Below are 25,062 nucleotides of genomic sequence, written 5' to 3' on the forward strand. Positions count from 1 at the left end.
CTGATTCGGAGGCGGGCGAATGATCGTAGTGGTTGATGAAAGAGAGCTGGTGAAGGACGGGTATGCGTCCCTCTTCGGACGTGAAGGTATTCCCTCGACGGGATTCGATCCCAAGGAATTTGGAGAGTGGGTAAACGCGGCTGCCGATTCGGATATCGATGCCGTGGAAGCCTTCCTGATCGGTCAGGGCGACACCACCTTCACGCTGCCGCGGGCCATCCGCGATCGCTCGATGGCGCCGGTCATCGCGATGAGCGACACGCCGTCCCTCGAAAACACGCTTGCACTCTTTGATTGCGGCGTCGACGACGTCGTGCGCAAGCCGATTCACCCCCGCGAAATCCTCGCCCGGGTCGCTGCGATCCGCCGGCGCCTGAAGGCGATCGCCAACTTTACCGACATCGGTCCGATCCGCGTTTTTGCCGACGGCCGTGATCCGGAAATCAACGGCGATGTCTTCGCCCTGCCGCGCCGCGAGCGCCGCATTCTCGAATATTTGGTCGCAAACCGCGGCCGTCGCGTCTCCAAGTCGCAGATCTTCAACGCGATCTACGGGATCTTCGACGAGGACGTCGAGGAAAACGTCGTCGAAAGCCACATCAGCAAGCTGCGCAAGAAACTGCGCAAGAAGCTCGGCTTCGACCCGATCGATTCGAAGCGTTTCCTTGGCTACTGCATCGACTGGAACTGAGCGCCACGCCAATGGGCGGGCGCTGAACCAAGACAGGTTCACGCAAGGCCCGCTTCCTAGTGTCGCCGTAACAAGGAAATGAGGATCCGATATGAGTCTCTATGGCAGCATGAGAACGGGTGTGTCCGGTATGAACGCCCAGTCGAACCGTCTGGGCACCGTCGCCGAAAACATCGCGAATTCGAACACGACGGGCTACAAGCGCGCCTCCACTGAGTTTTCGTCGATGATCCTGCCTTCGGGCGGCGGCAACTACAATTCCGGCGGCGTCGAGACGCAGGTTCGCTACAGCATTTCCCAGCAGGGCGGCTCGAGCTACACCACGTCGGCAAGCGATCTGATGATCAACGGCGGCGGCTTCTTCATCGTATCGGGCAATGGCGGCCAGAACTTCCTGACGCGCGCCGGCTCCTTCGTGCCCGACAAGAACGGTAACCTCGTCAACACCGCCGGCTACACGCTGATGGGCTACGAGTACAAGCAAGGCGTCGATCCGACCGTTGTCGTCAACGGCTTCGACGGCCTGGTACCGGTCAAGCTCGCGGATGACGGCGTGGTGGCCAACGGCTCCAGCAAGGGCGCGATGGGGGCAACCCTTCCGGGCAACGCAGCGACCGGCGACCAATACAAAACGTCGCTTTCCGTCTACGACAGCCAGGGCAACTCTCGCCTGCTCGATTTCACCTACACGAAGCAGGCCGGTAACGGCGCGTGGGAGCTGAAGATCGTCGACCGCACGTCCGGCACCGCCCTTGCCACGCAGGCGTTGCAGTTCGATGCCGCCGGCAAGCTCAACCCAGCGAACCCGGCACCGCTGACGACGCTTCCGCTAGGCCCCTTCACCGGCAGCAACGCATCGCTCGCCTCCCTGAGCATCGACTTCTCCAAGACGACCCAGGTTGGCGACAAATTCGAAGGCGATGGCGGCACCATCGACGGCAACAAACCAAGCAAGATGTCGGGCTTCGAGATCGATAAGGAAGGCATCGTCTACGCCAAGTACGGCGACAACCTCGTGCCGAAGTTCCGCATTGCGCTCGCCAACGTGCAGAGCCCGGACAAGCTGCAGCCGGAATCGGGCAACGTCTACACCCAGGGCGCGGACTCGGGCGTCATTGTCACGGGTTTTGCCGGAAACGGCGCCTTCGGCGAAATCAAATCCAAGGCGCTTGAAAACTCCAACGTCGATATCGCCAACGAACTCACCTCGATGATCGAGGCGCAGCGCAACTACACGGCAAACTCCAAGGTGTTCCAGACCGCCTCGGACCTGCTTGACGTGCTGGTCAACCTGAAACGGTAATTGAAAGAGATACGGTCCGCGTCATGTCGCTGTCCTCCGCTATATCCATCGCACAGCAAGCCTTCAGCAACACGGCGCAGCAGACCGCGATCGTGTCGAAGAACATCGCGAATGCGGGCAATGCGGATTATTCGCGTCGCCTCGCCCTCTTGGGCAGCACCGGCAACGGCGGCGCGCAGGTCGTATCCATCTACCGGGCACAGAACGAGGCGCTGCTCAAGCAGAGCATCGCCAGCATTGGCGAAGCCTCCGGCCAGGCGCGGCTCCGCGATGGCCTGGAGCTTCTGAAATCGGCTCTCGGCGGCAACAACTACGAGACTGCGCCGTCGAAGATGCTGTCGGAGTTCCGCAACAGCCTGCAGACGCTGGCCTCGACCCCCGGCAACAAGACGATTGCCGCATCTGCGGTTACCAGCGCGCAGGATCTTGCCAACTCGCTTAACAAGACCTCGGACACGGTGCAGAACCTGCGTGAGGATGCCGACAAGGAAATCGCCCTCGAGGTCGATAAGCTCAATGGCTTGCTAGCGGAATTCGAGAAGGCAAACAATGCCGTCAAATCGGCGACTGCGACGGGAGGCGACGCAAGCGACGCACTCGACCAGCGCGACAAGATCCTGAAGCAGGTCTCCGAGATCATCGGCATCTCCACCGTGACCCGCGGCGACAACGATACGGTGATCTTCACCACCGACGGCACGGTTCTCTTCGAGAACAGCCCGCGCAAGGTCACCTTTGCTCCGACCACGGCCTTTGACGCGTCGACGGTCGGCAACAAGATTTTCGTCGACGGCGTGCCGATCGCCCCTGGAAGCGGCGCCGACACCACGGCCAAGGGCAAGCTCGCGAGCCTGGTGCAGTTGCGCGACGACATCGCGCCGAAGTTCCAGTCACAGCTCGACGAAATCGCGCGCGGCCTGATCGAGATGTTCAAGGAAGGCAATCCGAGCGCAACGCCGACGCCGATCCCTTATAAACCCGGCCTGTTCACCACGGATCCGGCTTTGGCGACGATGCCGGCGGCAGGAACAGTCGTCCCGGGCCTGGCGTCGAAGATCACGGTTAATGCGCTGGCGAAGGCCAACCCGCTTCTTCTGCGTGATGGCGGTTTCAACGGCGTGGTTTCGAACCCCGGCGGTGCCGGCAATCCGAGCCCCGGCTACACGGGCCTGCTCGACGGCTTCATCAACAAGATGGGTGAGAACATGTCGTTCGACCCGTCGACCGGTCTTGATGGAACCAGCAGCCTGCTGAATTTTGCGACCGGTTCGGTCGGCTGGCTCGAGGAGACACGCAAGACCGCCTCGACCGCTGACGACAACAAGCGCGCGATGCTCTCGCGCACCCAGGAAGCGCTCAGCAAGCAGACCGGCGTGAGCATCGACGAGGAACTGTCGCTGCTGCTCGATCTCGAACAATCCTACAAAGCATCGGCCAAGCTGGTGAGCACCGTGGACGCCATGATGGCGGCCCTGATGGAAGCTGTGAGGTAATCATGAAGACGTCCTACGTTTCTAATCTGGCGATCCAGACCGCCATGCGCATGACGATTCAGCAGAACCAGATGGATCTGCTGAAGGCAACCCAGGAACAGACAACCGGTCGGCACTACGACGTTGGCCTGACGCTTGGCGCGACGGCTTCGCGCTCGCTCAATCTTCAGCGCGAGATCGACCGGCTGAACTCGATGAAGAGCACCAACTCGGTCGTAACCCAGCGCCTCTCCGGCTCGCAGGGCGCGCTGGAAACGATGGCGAAAGCGGCCGAAAAGGTGCGCGACACGCTCGTTACCTACAAGGGTAACGATGCCGCGAGCCAGCTGAAGATCCAGAAGACCGAGATCATGGGTGCGCTGCAGACCTTCACTGCGGCTGCCAACACGTCCTTCAACGGCGAGTTCCTGTTTTCGGGCATCAATACCGACGCCAAGCCCGTCGCCGACTACACCGCTACGTCTGCGGCAAAGACGGCCTTCGATACCGCGTTTACGGCGTTCAAGTCCGCCAATGGCATAACGTCCGACGACCAGATCACCGCCGCGCAGATGAAGACGTTCATCACCGGACTGGAAACCAGCTTCATGGATACCACCCCCGGGGGGTATTGGGACACCAACTGGTCGGACGCTTCCAGCCAGAACATGACGAGCCGGATCAGCGCCAGCGAGGTGATCGAAAGCTCGACCAACGCCAATACCAAGGGCTTCCGGATGTTCGCCTTGGCGAGCGTGATCTCGGCCGAGCTGATGGACAAGAACATCACGCCTGACGCGCGTGCTGCCGTAGGCACCGCGGCGCTGGACTATGCAGAGCAGGGCATCGCCGCGCTCAACGGCGAACGCAGCCAGCTCGGTATCTCGGAATCGCGCGTGAAGAAGGCGAACACCTCAATCGACGCGCAGCTCAAGCTGGTCAACACGCATGTCGCCGATCTCGAAGGCATCGATCCGATCGAGACATCGACCCGGATCAACACGCTCAAGGTGCAGTTGGAAACGTCCTATACACTAACGTCGCGACTACAGCAGATGAGCTTGCTCAATTTCCTCTAGTGTGAGGAGCCGGACAAACATGAAGGATGTCTGAATGTACCAATTTTCCTATGCCGAGATCATGGAGGACGGCGTCGCCGACTCCAAGAATCGGGAACGGCAGGTACTCGATCGCTCGATCGCGCTCATGGAAGCAGCGAAACAGCAGAAAGGGTATTCGAGAGAGGCCATCGAGGCCATCTACTTTACCCGGCGCCTGTGGATCCGTTTCATCGAAGATCTGCGTGCTCCGGAGAACCAGCTGAACGAAGAGCTGCGCGCCAATCTGATTTCGATCGCCATCTGGATACTCAACGAGACGGAAAAGATCCGCAAACGCGAATCCTCCAACTTCCAGGGCATAATTGACATTACCACCATCATCAGGGATGGACTGAAATGAAGAGCACACTGCGTATCTCGCTGAAGTCGGGCGAACGGATTTTTGTAAACGGCGCGGTGCTGCGCGTGGACCGGAAGGTCGCGGTCGAGTTCCTGAACGATGTGACGTTCTTGCTCGAAAACCACGTGCTGCAGCCGGAAGACGCGACGACGCCGCTGAAGCAGCTCTATTTCATCGCGCAGATGATCCTCATCAATCCGGAAGGCGCCGAGCAATCGACCGCCATGTTCCGCAAGTCGATCGTCATGCTCTTGAACTGCTTCAAGAACGAAGAGATCCTTGCCGAGCTGAAGCGTGTTGACGGCCTGGTGACCAACGGTCGCGCCTTCGAAGCGCTCAAGGCGATCCGCGGTCTCTACGCCATCGAAGACCGTATTCTCAACACGCAGGAAATCACGCCGGCAACGGTCGAGCAGATTCGCAAGGAGATCGCACCATGGCGGTAAGCGGCGTCAGCAACAACGGCTATACCCCGAACGTTTCGGCTCAGGATTCGGGCGGCGACGCTGCCAAGGCATCGCTCAACTACGAGAGCTTCCTGAAGCTGCTCGTCGCCCAGATGAAGAATCAGGATCCGACGCAGCCGATGGACGCGACGCAGCAGATCGCGCAGCTTGCGACCTTCTCGCAGGTCGAGCAGACGATCAAGACCAACAAGAACCTTGAAAGCCTGCTGCAGCGCACGTCGTTGAGCGAAGCGGACGCCGTCATCGGGCGCACTGTCACCAGCGAAGACGGCAAGACCACTGGCGTGGTTAAGGAAGTGAAACTATACTCTGACGGAATCATTGCGGTGCTGGATAACGGCAAGGAGCTTGTTATCGGCCCGGGCGTCAAGGTGAAGTGATAACTCCATGAATGAGGCGGATGCCCTCGATATCGTACAGGCCGCGATCTGGACCGTGATCGTGGCCTCGGGGCCCGCCGTTCTCGCCGCGATGATCGTCGGCGTCGTCATTGCCTTCATTCAGGCACTGACCCAGGTCCAGGAAATGACGCTGACCTTCGTCCCGAAGATCCTCGCCGTCATGATCACGGTTGCCGTGTCCGCGCCCTTCATCGGCGCTCAGATCTCGATTTTCACCGACATCATCTTCTCGCGCATCCAGTCTGGGTTCTGATCCCGCACCGCCGGCCATCGGCCAGCGACGCCATGAAACCCTCGCGCAAGCTTGGGCGGGTATCTCCATCTCTATAGTGGGGCAGCGCGTGTGAATGCTGCCTTGATCTCATGATGAGACGGAAGAGACATGGCACAACAAGCAGCGCTGATCATCCCGAAAGTAGCTCCGAAGGGCCGGGACATCGGCTTCGCGCTCGGGATCGTGGCGATCCTGTCGATTCTCTTCCTGCCGATCCCGCCCTTTCTGATCGACATGGGACTGGCTTTCTCGATCGCCTTTTCCGTGCTGATCCTGATGGTCTCCCTGTGGATCCAGCGCCCGCTCGAGTTCTCCTCGTTCCCGACCATCCTGCTGATCTCGACCATGGTGCGCCTGGCGCTGAACATCGCCACCACCCGCGTCATCCTTTCGCATGGTCATGAAGGCCACGGCGCTGCCGGCGGCGTCATCTCCGGTTTCGCCAGCCTCGTCATGTCCGGCGATTTCGTCATCGGTTTGATCGTCTTCCTGATCTTGATCACCGTAAACTTCATCGTCATCACCAAGGGTGCGACGCGTATCGCCGAAGTCGGCGCGCGCTTCACCCTCGATGCGATCCCCGGCAAGCAGATGTCGATCGACGCCGACCTGTCGGCGGGCCTGATCGACGAGAAGGAAGCGCAGCGCCGCCGGCGTGAACTCGAAGAGGAAAGCTCCTTCTACGGCGCCATGGACGGTGCCTCCAAGTTCGTCCGCGGCGACGCGATCGCCGGCCTCATCATCACCGCGATCAACATCTTCGGCGGCATCATCATCGGTTACCTGCGTCATGGCATGCCGATCAGCGAAGCGGCCGACGTTTTCGTCAAGCTGTCGGTCGGTGACGGCCTCGTCTCGCAGATCCCTGCACTCATCGTCTCGCTCGCTGCCGGCCTTCTGGTATCGCGTGGCGGCACATCCGGCTCCACCGACCAGGCCGTCGTCGGCCAGCTCGGCGGCTACCCGAAGGCGCTGATGGTCGCCTCCGGTCTGATCATTCTTTTGGCCGTGGTTCCCGGTCTGCCGTTCCTGCCCTTCGCCGTTCTCGGCGGCGGCATGGCGTTCCTGAGCTGGCTCGTGCCGCGCCAGATCGAGGCTGCCAATGCCGCGCGTCGCGCCGAAGAGGCCGCCAAGGTCCAGCAGACCAAGGAAGGCGAGCAGGACTCCGTCAAGTCGGTGCTGAAGACCGCCGAGATCGAGCTGCTTCTCGGCAAGCAGGTCTCGACCCGCCTGCTCGGCGCACACCAGGAACTCGCCTTCCGCGTCGGCAAGATGCGCCGCAAGTTCGCCGGTCAGTACGGCCTCGTCATCCCGGAAATCAAGGTTTCCGACGACATCAGCATTCCGGACAAGGCCTACCATATCCGCATTCACGGCACGACGATCGCGTCCAACACGGTGCGCGTCGGCGAAGTCCTGGTGGTCACCGGCGGCGGCCGCCGGCCGAGTGTTCCGGGCGACGAGATCCGCGAACCCGCCTTCGGCATGCCCGCGGTCTCGATCCTCGAAACCTTCACCGAGGACCTGAAGCGCGAAGGCTTCCATCCGATCGACAACGTCTCGGTGGTGCTGACCCACCTGAGCGAAGTGATCCGCAACAACCTGCCGCACCTGCTCTCCTATAAGGACGTCAAGGTGCTGATCGAGCGGCTCGATCCGGAATACCGCAAGCTCGCCGACGAGATCTGCACCTCGCACATGTCCTATTCGGGCCTGCAGGCGGTGCTGAAGCTGCTGCTGGCGGAGCGGGTCTCGATCCGCAACCTCCACCTGATCCTCGAAGCGGTCGCCGAACTCGCGCCGCATGTCCGCAAGACCGAGCAGATCGTCGAGCACGTGCGCGTACGCATGTCGCAGCAGCTGTGCGGCGACCTTGCCGACAACGGCATCCTGCGCGTGCTGCGCCTCGGCAACAAATGGGACATGGTCTTCCACCAGGCGCTCAAGCGCGACGCCAAGGGCGAGGTTGTCGAGTTCGACATCGATCCGCGTCACCTCGAAGAGTTCAGCGAGCAGGCGACGAAAGTTATCCGTGAACATCTCGATCGCGGCATGCCCTTCGTACTGGTAAGTTCGCCCGAATCTCGTTCTTATGTGCGCATGATCATCGAGCGCCTCTTTGCCACCTTGCCCGTGCTCTCGCATGTCGAGCTTGCCAAGGGCCTTGAGATCAAGATCATCGGCTCCATTTCATGATCACCGACCCGGAGGGCACGGTGCTGGCGCTGTTCGCGGCTTTCTGCCGGATCGGCGGCTGCATCATGATCATGCCCGGGTTCTCCAGCGCACGCGTTCCTATGCAGGTGCGGCTGTTCATTGCAGTCGCGGTTTCTATGGCGATCCTGCCTGTCATGTGGACGGATATCTATCCGCAGGTGACCGGCAAGGGGCACAGCTACATCTATTTGATCGCCGCCGAGACGGCGGTCGGCGCGGTCATGGGTCTTGTCGCCCGCTACTATGTCCTGGGACTGCAGTTCACCGGAACGGCGATCACCATGCTGATGGGCTTTGCCTCGCCGCCATCGTCGGACGTGATCGAAGATACCCCCGAAAACCAGGTGACCAGCTTGATCAGCTTCACCGGCCTGATGGTGCTGTTCATGCTGGACTTCCATCATGTGATGATCGAGGCGATCGTTCAATCCTATCGCGCCATGCCGATCGGCACGCCCTTCGATCCGCAAGGCGTGCTGATCACGCTCACGGATTCGCTGTCGCAGATCTTCATGATCATGCTGAGGCTCGCGAGCCCCTTCATCATCTATGGCCTGCTGTTCAACGTGGCGATCGGCATGGTGAACAAGCTGGCGCCACAGATCCCGATCTACTTCATCTCGCAGCCCTATTTGATCATGGGCGGCTTGTTCCTGCTCTATCTCGGTATCGCCGCAATGCTGCGCCTGTTCGGCGACGGTTTCGCGCTGGTCATGCAGGGAGGATAGCCGGATGAAAACCCGCTCGCAGAAACTCAAGCGGCTGGTCGCCGTCCAGCGCCATCTCGAACAGATGGCGGAGGCGGATTTCGTCGAGATGGTGCGGCAGCGCGAGATCCTGGCCGAGACGATCGATGTCGTCGTCGATGCCATGGGCTCGGCGCACCCGATGCACCGCATGTTCTCCGGCCACTATTCCTCGCAGATCGGAAGGCTCGTGCAGAAGGACCAGATGCTGCACGGCATCCAGCAAACGCACGAGGCGCGCATGCTGAGAGAGCGCGCGAAAGCCGACCGGCTCGAGGAAAACATGAAGGAGGCCCGCCAGTCCGAGGACCGCGAAGAGGCCGACAATTCCATCTACGACCTGATCGATCAACACGTTACGGGCAACGCGCCAGCTTCCGGTAAGCTTGACGGGCGATAGTGCGTCATTCCCGGTTTGCTCCGATGGCGGAGCGGACCCGGGCCGACCAATGCCCAGGCTCGATTTTGAGAGGATACGTCATGGCCATCTCTCCGCCCAGCGATCTGGTGATGGATGTCGTGCGCGCCGCCGACCCCGCCGAAGTGCAGGAAGCGCAGGCGCGGTTGAAGGCCAACCGTGCCGCCTTCAAGGCGACGAGTCTCGCGGAAAACGGCAACGGCTTTGCCGCTGCCGTCAACGTTCTGAACCTGTCGCCCGAAGGTTCGAGCGGCCTCGGTGACCTCAACAACCGCGTCGAACAGAAGAAGATTCCGGAAACCTATCGCAAGTTCGAGGCCATGGTGCTGCAGAACTTCGTGAAGTCGATGCTGCCGACCGAAAGCGAGAACGTCTTCGGCAAGGGCAACGCGGGTGACATCTGGAAGAGCATGATGGCCGAGCAGATCGGCGACGTGATCTCCAAGAGCGGTGGCATCGGCATTGCCGAACAGCTCGCAGGTGCCGAAGGCACCGATCGGGTTCAGGCATCGCTCGACGGTAACAGCCGAAACCTCGCCGCAAGCCTCGTGCAGGAATACGAGCGCAAGACGCTGACCGGCTTCTCGACCGACAACGACAAGAACAAGCAAGCCTAGGGCGGGGTCGGGGAACTGCTTGCAGTTTTCCATCCGCATTCCGCTCTAATTCATAGGAATAGATCGCTTGAGAATCCGGTCGATCCGACCAGAAATCATCGTGATCCAATTGGGAGTTGATTCATGGAAGCCATGGCATCCAATGACGTCCGGATCCAGAACGTGCTCGGCCGCCTGGAAATGATCCTCGACAACGAGAACAGCCGGATCGGCATCGACCCGGAATTCGATATCAAGACATCGAACGCCCACAAGAGCCGTTGCCTCTACGAACTGACGATGCTGCATCGTGACATGCTGCCGGGCGAAAACTCTTCGGCTTTCTCCTCGCATGCACTGCACCTGCGCGAGAAGCTGTCGGTCAATTCGCAGAAGGTCGAGGCGCATCTCGAAGCGGTTCGCGCCGTCGTCGACCTCCTGAAGACCGCCGCCCAGGATGCCGATGCGGACGGCATCTATTCCGAAGCGCAGTTCCGCTATAGCGATTTCTGATGCTGAAGCTCGTTTTCACCGGGATCTGGGTCTGCGCGGTTACGCTCGGATCGGTTTATTTCTCGATGCAAAGCGCCTCCGCGCCCGTCGTCGCTGACGGCGAGGCCGCCCGGCGCGCAGCGGAGCAATATGTTCCCGGTGAGATGATCACCATCCCGGTCATCCGGGATGGTTCGGTTCAGGGCTATTTCCTGACCAAGCTTTCCTTCTCCGCCACCAAGGAGGGGATCAACAACCTTCGCGCGCCGCTGCGTCAGATGGTTACCGATGAGCTTTACGATTTGCTCGTCGGCTCGAAATTCATCGACATCGCCGACACCGGCACGTTCGACCTCCCGACGTTCAAGACGACGGTCAAGGACGGCCTGAACAAGAAGCTCGGCGGAGAGGTGATCACCGAGGTGCTCGTCGAGCAGCTCGAATATCTGACCAAGGAAGACGTCAAGCGCGTCGCCAACAGCCAGAACGTGCCGCGGCAAAAGCCGGTCCCGATCGTCGACAAGAACGGCAATGTCGCCGATGACAAGTTGCCGGAAGGCGCCGTCAAGGCAAGCAGCTCGCACTGACGAGAGCCAGAGCGTCCGGCCGGGTTCCGCTCGGCCGCCGCCATCGGCAAGACGGTATCCGTCGTCAGTTCTTTTCCGGGGTGCGGTACTGCTCGTTGACAAGGCCGAGCTCCGCCATCAGCCGGCCGATTGCCACATAGAAATGGTATGACCCGGCCGCCGCCAACCCGCTCTTGTTCCACAGTTCCAGCCCACGCGGGATCGATGCGCCAAGCAGCGCCAGCGATTTGCCGAAGGTCCTGAGGCGGCCCTTGAAGCTCGGGTCTCGCCGATGTTCGAGCATCGTCGAGATCGCGCCGTTCCTGAGGCTGCGCGCCCTGATCCAGGATGCGCTGGTGCGGCGGGCCGGCACCGTCTCGGCAACCCAGGCATCGGCCGCCCAGGCAAACGAAAACCCTTTCGCCTTGCAGCGGCTGTAGAAATCCGCATCGCCGCCGCCGATAAAGTTGAAGGCGGGATCCAGGAAAGGTTGGGGCATCGCGTCCAGCACCCCGCGCGTGACGAGCACGTTGCCGGAGGAATAGAGGATGGGAACCGGCCCGGTCGCATCATAATGGGGCGTGAAGACCGGATGGCGTTTCCACTTCTGCCCGCCATCGCCTTCGAAAACCGGAAGCTGCGGGCCGCCGACCATATCGGCGCCGGTCGTTTCCTGTGCCGCGATGAGGCAATCGAGCCATTCGGGCGCTGCCACTTCGTCGTCGTCGATGATCGCGATCGCCTTGAGGTTCGGATAGGTCGCGAGCGCCGTCGCCCAGCCGGCATTGTAGGCGTAGCAGTTTCCGCGCTGGTGCGCGACGATCACGATCGATTCCGAAGGGTGCCCGAGGAAGAAGTCCTTGGCCGCCGCAGCCCCGGCCAGCCCGTCGGCATCGTTCTCGACGACGACCGTGGCGAAGGAGAGGTCAGGCCTTTGGGAAACAATGGTTTTTAGCGTCTTGACGACATGCTCCGGCCGACGGAACGTCGGCAGCACGACGACGAGTTCGATGTCGCCGGCGTCTTCCAGCTCTGTCCGGAAGTAGACGGAAATGTCCTGGCCGGTCGTCGTCATGGCGAAACCTGTAAAAGCAAAATTGCGTCGCAATACAGCAAATCTTCCTAAACAGATGCTGAACCTTGGCAGCAGTTTTTGAAAGGGGTCTTTAAGCGCTCCTTCATCCCATGCTGCTAATGAAGGCCGCAGTTCCATTCATGACGCGTGGCAAAATGCATCTGGTCCTGGTCTCTTCGCTCGTTCCCGTCGCCAACGCGGCGTCCGGTTTCGACATTGCCAACCGGGCGGTGCTCGATGGTCTGCGCGCGCTCGGTCATCGCGTCAGCGTCATCGGTTTTCTCCAGCCGGGACGCGTGCCGGCACCCGATTGCGACATGCATCTGCTTGGCGAACTGGAAGTCACCAATGCCAAGGTGGGAACGCTGCAGAAGCTGAGCTGGCTTGCGACGGCCTTCCTCAACCGCACGACCGTCTCATCCGGCAAGATGCTGGTGGTGTCGGCGAGCCGGATCCAGTCGATCCTCGAGAGTCTCGCTCCGTTCGACGGACTCGTGCTCAACTCGGTGCAACTGCCGGCCGCTTTCCAGCAGGTCTTCCGCCCCTATCCGTCGATCTATGTTGCGCACAATGTCGAGGCGGATTCTGCCTTTGAGAACGCCGAGCGGGCCAAGGGTACGGTCGAACGTTTTCTTTTCCGGCGCGAGGCGCAGTATCTCGAACGCTACGAGCAGCAACTGGCGCAAAATGCCGTGGCCGTCTGGACGTTTGCGGAGGCCGACCGCTTCGGCTTCGGCCGTGCCGTCAGCGACCGGGCCTTCGTGCTGCCGCTGGTCACCGGTTGGGACGCGGCTGCGGTATCGGAGGAAACACCTGACCTCCAGCAGGACCTCGGCTTGATCGGGACCTGGAGTTGGCGACCGAACCGATTGGGGCTCGACTGGTTTCTCGCCGAGGTCGTACCGCATATACCGCAGGATCTTTCGATCGCCATTGCCGGCCAGATGGATGGCATACCGGCGGTTTCCCATCCCGGCGTTCGCTTCGTCGGGCGGGTACCGGATGCACGCGCCTTCGTCACGGAAAGCGCCGTCATACCGCTCGTCAGCCGGGGCGGTACCGGCGTGCAGCTGAAGAGTATCGAGACCTTCGAACTCGGCATGCCATCCGTGGCGACGCAGGCGTCGCTGCGCGGCATCGAGGCGCTTCCTGAGAATTGCGCGGCGGCCGAAGATCCGGCCGAGTTCGCGCGCCTATTGGTCGACAAGGTCACCCGGGCGCGCGGCGGCGACCGCCAGCGGCTTGACGGTTCGGTCTTCCATCGCGCCCAGAAGGCAAAGCTGATGCGGGTCATGCGCAATGTGCTGGCCGGCCTCGCTCCGAGTGCCCCGGCCGAGACTCCCTCGGTTCCGCCCGACCTGAAGGTCCATGACGGGGGACGGTCGTGACCAAGACGACCGCCGGCGCGAACGCCGCCCTGTCCAGGCGCCTCATCCTGGGCATGCCGGTGGTCGATTTCGATTGGGAGGGCGCCTTTGCCTTTGCGGCCGACGCGTTGTCGCGCCCCGGCGGGCAAACGACGCTCGCCTTCCTCAATGCCAACAATGCCAATCTGATGATGCGCGACGGTGCGTACCGCGAGGTCCTCGGCCGCCAGGTCGTCTTTCCCGACGGTCACGGCGTCGATATCGCTTCCTATCTCTTCTACGGCAGCATGTTCCCCGCCAATCTCAACGGCACGGATTTCGTGCCGGCGCTGCTGACCTTCATCGACCGGCCGCTGCGCATCGCGATGATCGGCGCCCGTGGGAAAGTGCTGACGCGCGCGGCCGAGAACTTTCGCAGGCATGCGCCATGGCACGAGTTTATTCCCGTTTCCGACGGGTTCTTCGATCGTGACCGCTCCGAAGAGGTGCTTGCCGATGTCCGGGCGCTGAATGCCGATATCCTGCTGGTGGCGATGGGAAGCCCCGGCCAGGAGAAATGGGTCGATGCGCATGTGGGGCCGCAGGACGCTCGACTGGTCATCACCGTCGGCGCGCTCTTCGATTTCGTCGCCGAGGCGTTTCCGCGGGCGCCGAAATTCCTGCGCCGGATGCGGCTGGAATGGTTCTTCCGCCTGGCGGTCGAGCCGCGGCGCATGTGGCGTCGCTACATTCTCGGAAACCCGCTTTTCCTGTTTCACGTCCTCTGGCACAAGCTGTCGGGGCGGGCGCAGGAAAGCGTCGCCGACAGCAGCCTTCGGACGGGAACATCGTGAACGGTCAGACCATGCGCACAGCCATTGTCACAGCGTCCTACGCCAATGACTTCCAGCGCTGCCGGCTGATGTGCGAAAGCATGGACCGCAAGCTTCAGGGCGATTGGAAGCACTATCTGCTGGTTGCCGATTTCGACGTGAAGCTCTTCCGACAACTGGAGAGCTCCAGACGCCAGGTGATCAGCGAACGCGATCTCCTGCCCTGGTGGCTGCATCCCATCACCGACCCACTGTCGGGTGGCCGCCGGAAGCTGTGGCTCAGCCCGTTCGGCCTGCCGCTGCGTGGCTGGCATGCCCAGCAGCTTCGCCGCCTGGTGCTCGCGCGCCATATCGACGAGGCGGCCATGTTTGCCGTCGATTCCGATGTCGTCTTCCTGCGTGCCTTCGATCCCGCCAGCCTCTGGCAGAAGGAACGGCTGACGCTCTACCGCAAGGACGGGGCGATCAACGCGCATATGCGCTCCAACCACCTCGAATGGCTCGCCCATTCCGACCGGCTTCTCGGCATCGGCCCCTACACGCTGCCGGCCAACGACTATATCAACACGCTGATCGCGTGGCGCACCGATACCAGCCGCAAGCTGCTCGAACATATCGAGACGCTGCATGGCCGGAACTGGGTGAGGGCGATGACCCGTACCCGCGCCTTCTCCGAATGCACGATCTACGGCCGCTTCGTCGACGAGGTGCTCGGCGGGGAAGGGCACGTTCCCTCCGATGCCGCGCTCTGCCATGTGCTCTGGTTCGAAGACAGCTATCGCCAGGATCTCACTGGTCTCAGGGCGTTCCTGAAGGATATGGCGCCGCATCAGATCGGCATCGGGGTTCAGTCCTTCGTCGGCCACGACCTCGACGATATTCGCCGGGCGGTGTTCGAACTCGCGGCCTGACGCTCCTGCTCAGATGACCCGATCGGTTGGTTTCCTGAGTGCCGAATAGGTCAGTCCGAACGACAGCGCGTAGAGGACCAGGAAGATCCCGTTGAGTGCCGGCGCCCAGGTCGCGACATCGGTCGTCGTCTGCAGCAACAGCACCAGTAGCCCCACCTTGACGATGCCGGCAATCAACAGGTTCAGCATGCGCCGCACCGTGCGGCCGGTCGCGTAGAGCAGTTCGGAATGATATTCGATCAGGTTGCGGAACGAGGGCACGAGCAGGATCATCGCCACGATCGGCGCGGCCGCCGACACATTGCGCCCGAGGCCATCGGGAAAGACCCACAGATAGAATGCCATGGCCGCGATCGCGGCAAAGGACGCAAGCGCCACCAGGAGTTCGATCGACAGCCGGACACCCCAGCGGGCGATCGCCTCGGGCGTTCGCATGATGCGCTGAACGAGCAAGGTGTTGAACGACCGCACCGGCAGCGCCGTCAGGTCCGCCAGCCGCATCAGGATGGCATAGAGACCGGACACTGCCGGACCACCGATCGCAAGCACGGCGATCTTGTCGAACTCCGACTGGATGTAGAAGAGCACCTCGGCGCCGGCAACCGACACGGAATCCGCCCAGCGCCGGAAGTAGAGCCGGGGCTGCCAGCGCAGCCGCACACGCGGATAGAACCAGAAAAGAGCCACCAGCAGGCCGAGCGTGTTTGCAAGCAGATAGAGGTAGGACCAGGCTTCGAGCGTTTTCCAGGGGAGCAATGCAAGGAGCAGGGCAGCACCGGTGCGGATCGCCGTTCCGATCACCACGAGCAAGGCGCCGCGCCCGAAGCGTCCGAGGCCGTTCAGCACGATGACGGCGGTCTCCAGCCCGCGCCAGCAGAGGATCTCGGCCATCATGAAGGCAGCAAAGGTGCCGGCCGCCATGTCGCGGGAAAAGAGGGCGAGGAAGGTGACCGCGCCGATGATTGCGATCAACGGCAGCGACAGGAGGGCGCCGACCAGGAAGCCGGCGCTATAGGTGCCGACCAGCAGCGGCTTGACGGTCGCGACACGATAGAGCGGCGACATGAAGCCGAAGGCGAGCACGCGCGATATCATGATGCCGGCGGCAGACGCGGTCGCGAACAACCCGAAGTCGGCGATGGCGAGCGTGTTGGCAACGGCGATGAAATAGACGAGCGACAGCACGAGCCGGCCCGCCGAACCTCCGGTCATCGAGAGGTAAGCGTGGATGAGCGCCCGGTGGCGGAGATAAAGCGCTTTGACGCGATGAGGCACGGCCGACATTCCAGTAGCGCGTCTCCGGTTCGATGCCGATGGAAGCGCTCTATCTCCTTGATATCTCACAGTTCCAAGGGCAGGGCTTGCAAAGCGCCGCCTGGAATTGCGCTCGTCCTTCCGTCATAGGCGGGAAAGCTTAATAAGGCGTGAGATCACGTCGTTCGCATCCTCGTTTCCGCTAAAGTTAACGATTTGTTTTCCATGTTTCCTTAGGTTGGCTTCACTATTCGGAATTCGCCGTTTCGGCAGCCGCGGGATCAGTCATGTTCAACATCGACGACGAGAAACGCCCGGTTCCGCGTGCATCGTTGCTCGATTTTGCAGCAGAGGACACGCGCGATCCCGCGCGTGCGCGCGACAGGCGCACCGCCGACGCGTCGGGTGAGGGCTCGTCCTTGCTTGGTCGCCCGTCCGGCTCCGGTGGATCAACCAATCACGCTGCGGCGCCAGATAAAAACCGCGCGAAAGGCCGTCAGGCGCGCGGCGAAACGGCACGGGCTTCAGGCAAGGCCCCGGTTGCCCGCAGCCAGGGACGCCTCGGCGGCATGCGTGACAAGTTTGCGCGCTGGCTGGTCGATCGTCCGCCCGAGGGTGCTGTGCCGACGGTGGCTGCCGACGGCCAAGCGGCAGGCGATCGTCCGCTCGTTGATATCAAGACCGTGGTGCGCGCGGTCTGGCAGCTTCGCAAGATCATACTCGCGACCACGGCGCTCGGCGCCGTCGGTGGCGTTCTGCTGGCGCTGTCGACGCCGAGCACCTTCGTCTCCGAAAGCAAGCTCTATGTCGATCCGCGCGAAGTGCGGCTGACGGATTCCGATCTGTCGAAACAATCGCTGGCAACCGAAGGCATTCTGGCCATCGTCGACAGCCAGCTCGAAGTGTTGCGCTCGCGGACGGTTATGGAAAAGGTCGCGGCCAGTCTCGATCTGGAAAAGGACGCGGAGTTCGCCGGCAGGATGGCAGGCGGCGATACGTCTGCGCGTGTCCTGAAAAATTTGGGCGAGGCCATTCAGGTCTGGCGCGATCCGAAAACTTTCATCGTCACCATTGAGGCGAAGACCAGGGATCCCGAGAAGTCGGCACTGATTGCCAACCGATTGGTGGACATGTTCCTCGGCGAGGAGACCGCCGCGCAATCCGGCTTCTTCCAGAAGACGACGGTTGCGCTCGACGCGCGCATAAAGGAACTGAAGGCCGAACTAGACGCGGCCGAAAAGGCCGTCGAAGACTACAAGGCGGCGAACGATATCGTCGGTGCTGGCGGTGAGCTGATCGCCGACAAGCAGCTCCTCAGCCTCAGCGACCAGGTCGCTGCGGCGCGCAACCGTATCGCCGAAGCGAAAGCCAAGGCCGATGCCTCCGGCAAGGTGCAGCTCAACGATGTCCTGACCGGCGCTTATCCGGAGGAAATTAGTTCGCTGGCGCTCTCCGAACTGCGCAAGCAATATGCGGCGACCAAGGCGCAACTGAGCGCGCTTGACGCGAGCCTCGGGCCGCGCCACCCGCAACGCATTGCCGTTCAGCAGGCGCTCGAGGCGTCGCGCTCCGAGATCGCCAACGAGTTGCGCCGCATCGCGGCCGCGGCCGGGACCGAGCTCGACCGCGCCCAGCGAACGGAACAGGATCTGGTGCAGCAGCTTGCCGTGCAGAAGGCCCGGCAGATCGATTCCTCGGCCGAATTCGTCGAACTGCGCGAACTGCAGCGGAAGGCGGCGGCAACTCGGGAAATCTACGAATCCTTCCTGAAGCGCGCCGGCGAAACGCGCGAAGAGGAAAAGCTGACCGCAAAGAACATCCGGGTGATCTCCAAGGCCGAGCCGGCGCTGCAGGCAAAGGGGCCCTCCCGCAAGATCATCGTGATTGCCGCCACCATGGCGGGCTTCTTTGCCGGCCTCGGCCTCGGCGTGCTGCTCGGCATCTATCGCAGCCTGAACGGATTGTTCCCCGCCGCCCGAAAGGTCGAGGACGACCCGGCGCCCGAGCCGCCGGAACCTGATGGCGGCCCCGAGCCCACACGGCGCTCACAGCCGCAGCCCGATCCGGCTTCGGCCAAGCTCGAACTGCCGCCGCAGTTCAGCCCGGCCGCGCACCACGCGCAGTCGCTGAACGCTGCCTATGCCGTCGCTCGCCGCAGCGCGACGGCAGGTCCGGCTGCGGCCGAACCGGCGCCGCAGACCGTAGACGAGGATGATGCCGACATCGCCAAGGTCCAGGAAGGCCTTCGCGCGCTGAGGTCTCGCGTCGAGCACTACTCCCGCCAGAAGCTCGCGCGCCGTTGATACGACGGGAAGGCGGAGAGTATGCTCCGCTCGCCTTGCATCTTGTGAGGCTGAGACCTCAAGTCTTTCGACGAAACCACGTCCACCTCTCAGTCTTGAGAGGAAATATCGACGGGGCGCCCGAAACGGCAGCCAACCGCGCCGCCGCCTCTTGCATTTATGCGTTTGGGACAGCATAGGGCGCGTTGAGGCCATCGCCTTTTCTGAGGCGAACTAGAGTATGCCGCGTGAACAGGAAGCCAGGAGGAACATGCCGTGACGACTGTGATTGATGGCAAGAAGGTCGCCGCTTCGGTGATCGAAAGCGTGAAGGCCGCGACCCGTGCGCTCGAAACGGATGCAGGCGTTCGCGCAGGTCTCGCCGTCGTGATCGTCGGCGACGATCCGGCAAGCCACGCCTATGTTTCTTCGAAGAGCAAGATGGCCAAGGAATGCGGCTTCCAGTCGGTCCAGCACACCTTGGCCGAGGCAACCACCCAGGAAGAGCTCGCGGCACTCGTCGCTAAGCTCAACGCCGATCCCTCCATCCATGGCATCCTCGTGCAGCTGCCGCTGCCGAAACATCTGAATTCCGAGCCGATCATCCAGTCGATCCTGCCCGAAAAAGACGTCGACGGCCTGCACGTCGTCAATGCCGGCAAGCTTGCGACCGGCGATCTCGAAGGCGGTCTCGTCTCCTGCACGCCGGCCGGCGCCATGGTCTTCGTGCGCCAGACGCACGGCGACGATCTCTCCGGTCTGAACGCCGTCGTCATTGGCCGTTCGAACCTGTTCGGCAAGCCGATGTCAGCGCTGCTGCTCGCCGCCAACGCGACGGTCACGACCGCCCATTCGCGCACCAAGGATCTGCCGGCCGTCTGCCGCAACGCGGATATCCTCGTTGCCGCCGTCGGCCGTCCGGAGATGGTGAAAGCCGATTGGGTAAAACCGGGCGCGACGGTGATCGACGTCGGCATCAACCGCGTACCGGCGCCCGAGAAGGGCGAGGGCAAGTCCAAGCTCGTCGGCGACGTCGCCTTTGCGCAAGCCGCCGAGGTTGCAGGCGTGATCACGCCGGTGCCGGGTGGCGTCGGGCCGATGACCATCGCCATGCTGATGGCCAACACTGTGATTGCCGCCTATCGCAAGGCCGGCCGCAAGCCGCCGCGCTTCTGATCCTGGCTCACATGGGATGACGGGACGCGTCGCGATTGCGGCGCGTTTTCATTTTTGCGGGGCAGGACCGGTCGAGGCGCGCACGATCAGTTCGGCGCGCCAGAGTTCCTGTTCCGGATAGTCGCCGCGCTTCAGGATGCCGCCGATCAGCCGTGTGGCGATCCGGGCGCCGGCGGCCCGGAGCGACGAGCGCGTCGTCGTCAGCGGGATGCTGAAATTCTCAGGCTTCAGCATCGGCAGCACGTCGTCGTGGGCGATCAGCGAAATGTCTTCGCCGATTTTCAATCCCGCCTGGTTGATCGCCCGGACTGCGCCAAGCGCCAGCACCGTACTGGAACAGAGCACCGCCGTCGGCGGCTGCGCATGCTGGAGGAAGGGCTGCATGCTGCGATAGCCGTGCTCGTCGGTCATCAGCGAATGCTGGACAAGCGCCTCGTCGAGCGAAAGGCCGTGTTCGGCGAGCGCCCGCAGCATGCCCTTTTTCCGGCGAATGGAAAAAGCCAGATATTCCGGCCCGTTGATCAGCGCGATCCGCTGGTGTCCGAGCTGTATGAGCAGCCGCGTCGCGTCGTAGAAGGCGCTCGTATTGTCGATGTCGAGGAATGGGTAGTCGCGGCTTTCGCCGATCGACCGGCCATGGACCACGAAGGGGATCGACAGCGATTTCAGCATGGCGATGCGCGGATCGTTGGCGCGCATATAGGCAAGGAACAGCGCATCGACATTGCCGCTTGCCGCCAGGCGCCGGAAGGTCACTTCCTCGTCCTCCGGCGCGCTCGGATTGAGCACGAAGTGGAAGTCGTGCTTGACCGCCTCTTCCGCCAGCCCCGCCAGGAACTCGCCGAAATGCACGTCGGAATCGATGCCGGGCGCAATCGGCATGACCATGCCGATCGAATAGGCCTTGCCGGTGGCAAGCCGCTGGGCGGCGCGGTTCGGCCGGTAGCCGGTTTCGCGTACGGCCTCAAGCACGCGCTGGCGGGTCTCGGCATTGACTTCCGGATAGCCGTTCAAAGCTCGACTGACCGTCGTCTGTGACAGGCCGAGCAGTTCCGCAAGTTGCTTGAGATTGACCGCCATGGTCAGGATTCCTCCCAAAGCGCTTTGGATATCCCTATGATTTTTAGTGTTTGGTCCCAGCGCCCAAGGTTTGTGTAGCATCCGTTTTTCGAGCAACAAAGCGGAATTCAACCATGGCGCGGTGCAAAACGATACCGCAGAGCACAAAAATGTCGCCGATAGAGCAGGTTCCGGGAAAGCTCTTGACTCCTTTAGTGTCGCAATGGTTTGTTAGCGAACTCAAAGCGCTTTGAATTTTTGCGCATTGACGTCTGCCCGGGGGGATCCGGGTTCATCTTGGGAGGAGAAAGACGTGAAGAGATCATTGCTGTTGGGCGTGGCCGCCTTTGCCCTGATTGCGGGTGCAGCCGGCGCCGCCGACCTCAAGTTCAAGCCGGGCGAAGATAGCAAGTTCAACTGGGCGAGCTTCGAGGAATTCAAGAAGGGCCACGACCTCAAGGGCCAGACGCTGACGATCTTCGGCCCCTGGCGCGGTGAGGACGAGGCGCTGTTCAAGAGCGTCTATGCCTACTTTACCGAAGCGACGGGCGCTGAGATCAAGTACTCCTCGTCCGAAAACTACGAACAACAGATCGTCATCGATACCCAGGCCGGAAGCCCCTCCGAAGTCTCCATCCTGCCGCAGCCGGGTCTGATCGCCGATCTCGCCTCCAAGGGCTATCTGACGCCGCTCGGCGACGACACCCAGAAGTGGCTGCTCGACAACTACGCCGCCGGCCAGTCCTGGGTCGATCTGTCGACCTACAAGGGCAAGGACGGCAATGCCGCGCTCTATGCGTTTCCCTACAAGATCGACGTAAAGTCGCTCGTCTGGTACTCGCCCGAGAACTTCGAAGACGCCGGCTACGAAGTCCCGAAGACCATGGAAGAGCTGAAGGCGCTGACTGAGAAGATCGCCGCTGACGGCGGCAAGCCCTGGTGCATCGGCCTCGGTTCGGGCGGCGCGACCGGCTGGCCGGCGACCGACTGGGTCGAAGACATGATGCTGCGCACCCAGCCGGCCGATGTCTACGACAAGTGGGTCAAGAACGAGATCCCGTTCACCGATCCGGCCGTCGTCGGTGCGATCGACGAGTTCGGTTGGTTTGCGAAGAACGACAAGTTCGTTGATGGCGGCGCTACAGCCGTTGCTTCCACCGACTTCCGCGACAGCCCGAAGGGCCTCTTCGCCTCGCCGCCGAAGTGCTACCTGCACCACCAGGCGTCGTTCATCCCGTCCTTCTTCCCCGAGGGCACCAAGATCGGCGAGGATGCCGACTTCTTCTACATGCCGCCCTACGAGAGCAAGAAGGAACTCGGCAATCCGGTGCTTGGCGCCGGCACGCTGGCGATGATCACCAAGGATTCGCCCGCCGCCCGCGCCTTCATCGAATTCCTGAAGACGCCGATTGCGCATGAAGTCTGGATGGCGCAGACGAGCTTCCTGACACCTTACAAGAGCGTCAACGTCGACACCTACGGCAACCCGCCGCTGAAGAAGCAGGGCGAGATCCTCCTGAACGCCACCACCTTCCGCTTCGACGGTTCCGACCTGATGCCGGGCAAGATCGGTGCAGGCGCGTTCTGGACGGGCATGGTCGATTTCGTTGGCGGCAAGTCGTCGGCTGACGTTGCCGACGGCGTTCAGAAGGCCTGGGACGCCATCAAGTAACAGCGGATGACGGGCGGCAGAGATGCCGCCCGTTGCCGATGCGGGTTCGCTGCCAGGAGAGGGCGGAGATGCGAAAGCAGCTTTCCGTTCACGGGAGAGGTGGGGCACCCCAATGAGAACGGCGACAATCGCCAGCCCTGCACGCGACCGTGCACCGAGGGGGAGGGACATGTCATGTTGTTTCAGCTTCTAATAGCTGCAGGGTTCATGTTGGGCGGGGTGATTGGCTGCGCCGCCTACTTCTGGGGAACCAGCTTCATTCTCGACCTGATCTTCCCGTCGAAAGGGAAATCCGGCGCCGTCGCCTCGAGAAACCTGCGCATCACCAACGCCATCCGCCCATGGCTGTTCCTGGGCCCGGCGCTGTTCGCGCTGACGATCTACCTTATCTATCCGGTCTTCATGTCGCTCTGGTACAGCGTTCATGATCGCGCGGGCCAGAACTTCGTCGGCTTCAGCAATTATGTCTGGATGGTCAACGACGGCGAGTTCCGCCAGTCGATCTACAACAACTTCCTCTGGCTGTTGGTGGTCCCGGCGCTGGCGACGTTCTTCGGCCTGATCATTGCCGCGCTCACCGATCGTATCTGGTGGGGCAATATCGCCAAGACTTTAGTCTTCATGCCGATGGCGATCTCCTTTGTCGGCGCCGCGGTCATCTGGAAGTTCATCTACGATTTTCGCCCCGAGGGTGCCGAACAGATCGGTCTGCTGAACGGCATCGTCGTTGCCTTCGGCGGCGACCCGCAGGCCTGGATCACGCTGCCCTTCTGGAACAACTTCTTCCTGATGGCGATCCTCGTCTGGATCCAGACCGGTTTTGCCATGGTCATCCTGTCGGCCGCCCTTCGCGGCATCCCGGAGGAAACGATCGAGGCGGCCGTCATCGACGGCGCCAATGGCTGGCAGATCTTCTTCAAGATCATGGTGCCGCAGATCTGGGGCACGATCGCCGTGGTCTGGACGACCATCACCATCCTGGTGCTCAAGGTCTTCGATATCGTTCTCGCCATGACCAACGGCCAGTGGCAGAGCCAGGTGCTTGCCAACCTCATGTTCGACTGGATGTTCCGCGGTGGCGGCGACCTCGGTCGAGGGGCGGCCATCGCCGTCGTCATCATGATCCTCGTCATTCCGATCATGGTCTGGAACATCCGCAATGCGGCCAAGGAAATGAAGGGGCACTGAGATGAATCCAGCGACACGTTCCCCTCTCATGTGGGTCGTCCACCTCTCGGTCTTCTTGATCGTCGCGCTTTGGACGCTGCCGACCGCGGGCCTCCTGATCTCGTCCCTGCGCGACAAGGATCAGCTTGCCGTCTCCGGCTGGTGGACGGCGCTTTCGACCTCGTCGCAGAACATCGTCGTTCGCGCACCCGGCCCGGACGCCCAGGTCGAGCGTGACGGCAAGTTCGTCATTTCCGGCAACCTGCTCGACGGGCAGGCGGGGCAGATCTCGGCCTTCGGCTTTAACAGCCGTGAGCCGACCGCGTTCAAGGCCGGCGAAACCGCCGAACTCAACGACGGCGAAAAGCTGACCGTGCAGGCCGACGGCAATTTCGAGATCGTCTCCGACAAGAAGATGGAAGGGTCGCGCGGCCAGCGCGTCTTCGTCACCGCGTCCTCGCCGCCACGCTTCACTTTCGAAAACTACGGCGAAGTCTTGAGTGCCGAAGGCATCGGCCGCTCCTTCATCAACTCGCTGACCGTTGCCATTCCCGCGACGATCATCCCGATCATGATCGCCGCCTTCGCAGCCTATGCGCTTGCCTGGATGCCGTTCCCGGGGCGGGCAATCCTGATTGCCGTCGTCGTCGGTCTGCTCGTCGTGCCACTGCAGATGTCGCTGATCCCGCTCTTGAAGCTCTATAACGGCGTCGGCGCCTTCTTCGGCGTGCCGGCCAAGACCTATGTCGGCATCTGGCTGGCGCATACCGGTTTCGGCCTGCCGCTGGCGATCTATCTCTTGCGCAACTACATGGCCGGCCTGCCGCGCGAAATCATGGAATCCGCCCGCGTCGATGGTGCCAGCGATTTCGATATCTTCGTCAAGATCATTCTGCCGCTGTCCTTCCCGGCGCTCGCCTCCTTCGCGATCTTCCAGTTCCTCTGGACCTGGAACGACCTCTTGGTCGCCATCGTGTTCCTGGGCGCCGGTCCGGACGAACTGGTTCTGACCGGTCGGCTCGTCAACCTGCTCGGTTCACGCGGCGGCAACTGGGAGATCCTGACGGCCTCCGCTTTCATTACCATCATCGTTCCGCTGATCGTCTTCTTCAGCCTGCAGCGCTATCTCGTGCGCGGCCTGCTGGCGGGTTCGGTCAAAGGCGGCTGACAATCCAGGGACGTC

Annotated in this window: 25 protein-coding genes; 22 read left to right on the top strand and 3 right to left on the bottom strand. The window is 62.0% G+C overall.

Annotation, left to right across the window (positions count from 1 at the left end):
* Positions 1-19 precede the first annotated feature (19 nt).
* From rem to M2267_RS03185, 14 genes are all read left to right on the top strand, one after another.
* Complete coding sequence (gene rem / locus M2267_RS03120; protein ID WP_192447840.1) at positions 20-691, top strand: transcriptional activator Rem; 672 nt, start codon at positions 20-22, stop codon at positions 689-691.
* A gap of 91 nt (positions 692-782) precedes the next feature.
* Positions 783-1,994 (top strand): flagellar hook protein FlgE, encoded by a 1,212-nt coding sequence (locus tag M2267_RS03125; RefSeq protein ID WP_205237086.1) that lies wholly within the window; start codon positions 783-785, stop codon positions 1,992-1,994.
* A gap of 23 nt (positions 1,995-2,017) precedes the next feature.
* On the top strand, positions 2,018-3,487 hold the full coding sequence (gene flgK / locus M2267_RS03130; protein ID WP_429112409.1) for a flagellar hook-associated protein FlgK: 1,470 nt from the start codon (positions 2,018-2,020) through the stop codon (positions 3,485-3,487).
* Positions 3,488-3,489: 2 nt separating this feature from the next.
* Entirely contained in the window at positions 3,490-4,545 is a 1,056-nt protein-coding gene (locus M2267_RS03135; protein WP_192447836.1) for a flagellar hook-associated family protein, read from the top strand.
* Positions 4,546-4,579: 34 nt separating this feature from the next.
* Complete coding sequence (gene flaF / locus M2267_RS03140) at positions 4,580-4,927, top strand: flagellar biosynthesis regulator FlaF (RefSeq protein ID WP_034800744.1); 348 nt, start codon at positions 4,580-4,582, stop codon at positions 4,925-4,927.
* On the top strand, positions 4,924-5,373 hold the full coding sequence (gene flbT, locus M2267_RS03145) for a flagellar biosynthesis repressor FlbT (protein ID WP_034800746.1): 450 nt from the start codon (positions 4,924-4,926) through the stop codon (positions 5,371-5,373). Before flaF ends, flbT begins: the two co-directional genes overlap by 4 nt.
* Positions 5,364-5,774 carry a flagellar hook assembly protein FlgD gene (gene flgD, locus M2267_RS03150; RefSeq protein ID WP_034800748.1) on the top strand — a complete coding sequence of 137 codons (411 nt, stop codon included), beginning with the start codon at positions 5,364-5,366 and terminating at the stop codon, positions 5,772-5,774. The genes flbT and flgD overlap by 10 nt, the downstream gene beginning before the upstream one ends.
* A 7-nt stretch (positions 5,775-5,781) precedes the next feature.
* Entirely contained in the window at positions 5,782-6,048 is a 267-nt protein-coding gene (fliQ, locus tag M2267_RS03155) for a flagellar biosynthesis protein FliQ (protein WP_043624946.1), read from the top strand.
* A gap of 129 nt (positions 6,049-6,177) precedes the next feature.
* A complete protein-coding gene (flhA, locus tag M2267_RS03160) occupies positions 6,178-8,265 on the top strand; it encodes a flagellar biosynthesis protein FlhA (RefSeq protein ID WP_043624949.1) in 2,088 nt (695 codons plus the stop codon).
* Positions 8,262-9,014, top strand: a complete 753-nt coding sequence (gene fliR, locus M2267_RS03165) for a flagellar biosynthetic protein FliR (RefSeq protein ID WP_043624952.1) — start codon at positions 8,262-8,264, stop codon at positions 9,012-9,014. The genes flhA and fliR overlap by 4 nt, the downstream gene beginning before the upstream one ends.
* Before the next feature lie 4 nt (positions 9,015-9,018).
* Positions 9,019-9,432, top strand: a complete 414-nt coding sequence (locus tag M2267_RS03170) for a hypothetical protein (RefSeq protein ID WP_043624955.1) — start codon at positions 9,019-9,021, stop codon at positions 9,430-9,432.
* Positions 9,433-9,512: 80 nt separating this feature from the next.
* Positions 9,513-10,067, top strand: a complete 555-nt coding sequence (locus M2267_RS03175; protein ID WP_043624958.1) for a rod-binding protein — start codon at positions 9,513-9,515, stop codon at positions 10,065-10,067.
* Positions 10,068-10,190: 123 nt separating this feature from the next.
* The gene (locus M2267_RS03180) at positions 10,191-10,559 is read left to right on the top strand and encodes a hypothetical protein (protein ID WP_034800762.1); all 369 of its coding nucleotides are present in this window, start codon (positions 10,191-10,193) and stop codon (positions 10,557-10,559) included.
* Positions 10,559-11,125, top strand: coding sequence for a hypothetical protein (locus tag M2267_RS03185; RefSeq protein WP_043624964.1), 567 nt, complete (start codon positions 10,559-10,561; stop codon positions 11,123-11,125). Before M2267_RS03180 ends, M2267_RS03185 begins: the two co-directional genes overlap by 1 nt.
* Before the next feature lie 64 nt (positions 11,126-11,189).
* Here the strand turns inward: M2267_RS03185 and M2267_RS03190 are convergent, their stop codons facing one another.
* Positions 11,190-12,179, bottom strand: a complete 990-nt coding sequence (locus tag M2267_RS03190) for a glycosyltransferase family 2 protein (protein ID WP_429112417.1) — start codon at positions 12,177-12,179, stop codon at positions 11,190-11,192.
* 140 nt (positions 12,180-12,319) lie between these two features.
* Here M2267_RS03190 and M2267_RS03195 point away from each other — a divergent pair, with 140 nt between their 5' ends.
* From M2267_RS03195 to M2267_RS03205, 3 genes are read left to right on the top strand one after another with little or no spacing between them, the layout of a single operon-like run.
* Complete coding sequence (locus M2267_RS03195; protein ID WP_429112419.1) at positions 12,320-13,567, top strand: glycosyltransferase family 4 protein; 1,248 nt, start codon at positions 12,320-12,322, stop codon at positions 13,565-13,567.
* A complete protein-coding gene (locus M2267_RS03200; RefSeq protein ID WP_429112420.1) occupies positions 13,564-14,379 on the top strand; it encodes a WecB/TagA/CpsF family glycosyltransferase in 816 nt (271 codons plus the stop codon). The genes M2267_RS03195 and M2267_RS03200 overlap by 4 nt, the downstream gene beginning before the upstream one ends.
* An 11-nt stretch (positions 14,380-14,390) precedes the next feature.
* A complete protein-coding gene (locus M2267_RS03205; protein ID WP_429112422.1) occupies positions 14,391-15,269 on the top strand; it encodes a DUF6492 family protein in 879 nt (292 codons plus the stop codon).
* 9 nt (positions 15,270-15,278) lie between these two features.
* Here the strand turns inward: M2267_RS03205 and M2267_RS03210 are convergent, their stop codons facing one another.
* Positions 15,279-16,553 carry a lipopolysaccharide biosynthesis protein gene (locus M2267_RS03210; RefSeq protein ID WP_429112425.1) on the bottom strand — a complete coding sequence of 425 codons (1,275 nt, stop codon included), beginning with the start codon at positions 16,551-16,553 and terminating at the stop codon, positions 15,279-15,281.
* A 257-nt stretch (positions 16,554-16,810) separates the two neighbouring features.
* Between M2267_RS03210 and M2267_RS03215 the strand changes: the two genes are divergently transcribed.
* Together M2267_RS03215 and folD are read left to right on the top strand one after the other, a co-directional pair.
* Positions 16,811-18,826: a GumC family protein gene (locus M2267_RS03215; RefSeq protein WP_429112426.1), complete on the top strand. Its 2,016-nt coding sequence runs from the start codon at positions 16,811-16,813 to the stop codon at positions 18,824-18,826.
* A gap of 255 nt (positions 18,827-19,081) precedes the next feature.
* Entirely contained in the window at positions 19,082-19,981 is a 900-nt protein-coding gene (folD, locus tag M2267_RS03220; protein ID WP_429112428.1) for a bifunctional methylenetetrahydrofolate dehydrogenase/methenyltetrahydrofolate cyclohydrolase FolD, read from the top strand.
* A gap of 48 nt (positions 19,982-20,029) precedes the next feature.
* Here folD and M2267_RS03225 read toward each other — a convergent pair whose 3' ends face one another.
* Positions 20,030-21,061, bottom strand: a complete 1,032-nt coding sequence (locus tag M2267_RS03225; RefSeq protein WP_429112430.1) for a substrate-binding domain-containing protein — start codon at positions 21,059-21,061, stop codon at positions 20,030-20,032.
* A 292-nt stretch (positions 21,062-21,353) separates the two neighbouring features.
* Here M2267_RS03225 and M2267_RS03230 point away from each other — a divergent pair, with 292 nt between their 5' ends.
* The 3 genes from M2267_RS03230 (at position 21,354) to M2267_RS03240 (ending at position 25,047) form a co-directional block, all read left to right on the top strand.
* Positions 21,354-22,712 (top strand): ABC transporter substrate-binding protein, encoded by a 1,359-nt coding sequence (locus M2267_RS03230; RefSeq protein ID WP_429112432.1) that lies wholly within the window; start codon positions 21,354-21,356, stop codon positions 22,710-22,712.
* 174 nt (positions 22,713-22,886) lie between these two features.
* A complete protein-coding gene (locus M2267_RS03235; protein ID WP_429112433.1) occupies positions 22,887-23,900 on the top strand; it encodes a carbohydrate ABC transporter permease in 1,014 nt (337 codons plus the stop codon).
* A 1-nt stretch (position 23,901) separates the two neighbouring features.
* A complete protein-coding gene (locus M2267_RS03240; protein ID WP_429112435.1) occupies positions 23,902-25,047 on the top strand; it encodes a carbohydrate ABC transporter permease in 1,146 nt (381 codons plus the stop codon).
* The last annotated feature ends 15 nt before the right edge of the window (positions 25,048-25,062 follow it).

It is taken from the genome of Ensifer sp. KUDG1, from assembly GCF_050434285.1.
GTDB lineage: Bacteria > Pseudomonadota > Alphaproteobacteria > Rhizobiales > Rhizobiaceae > Ensifer.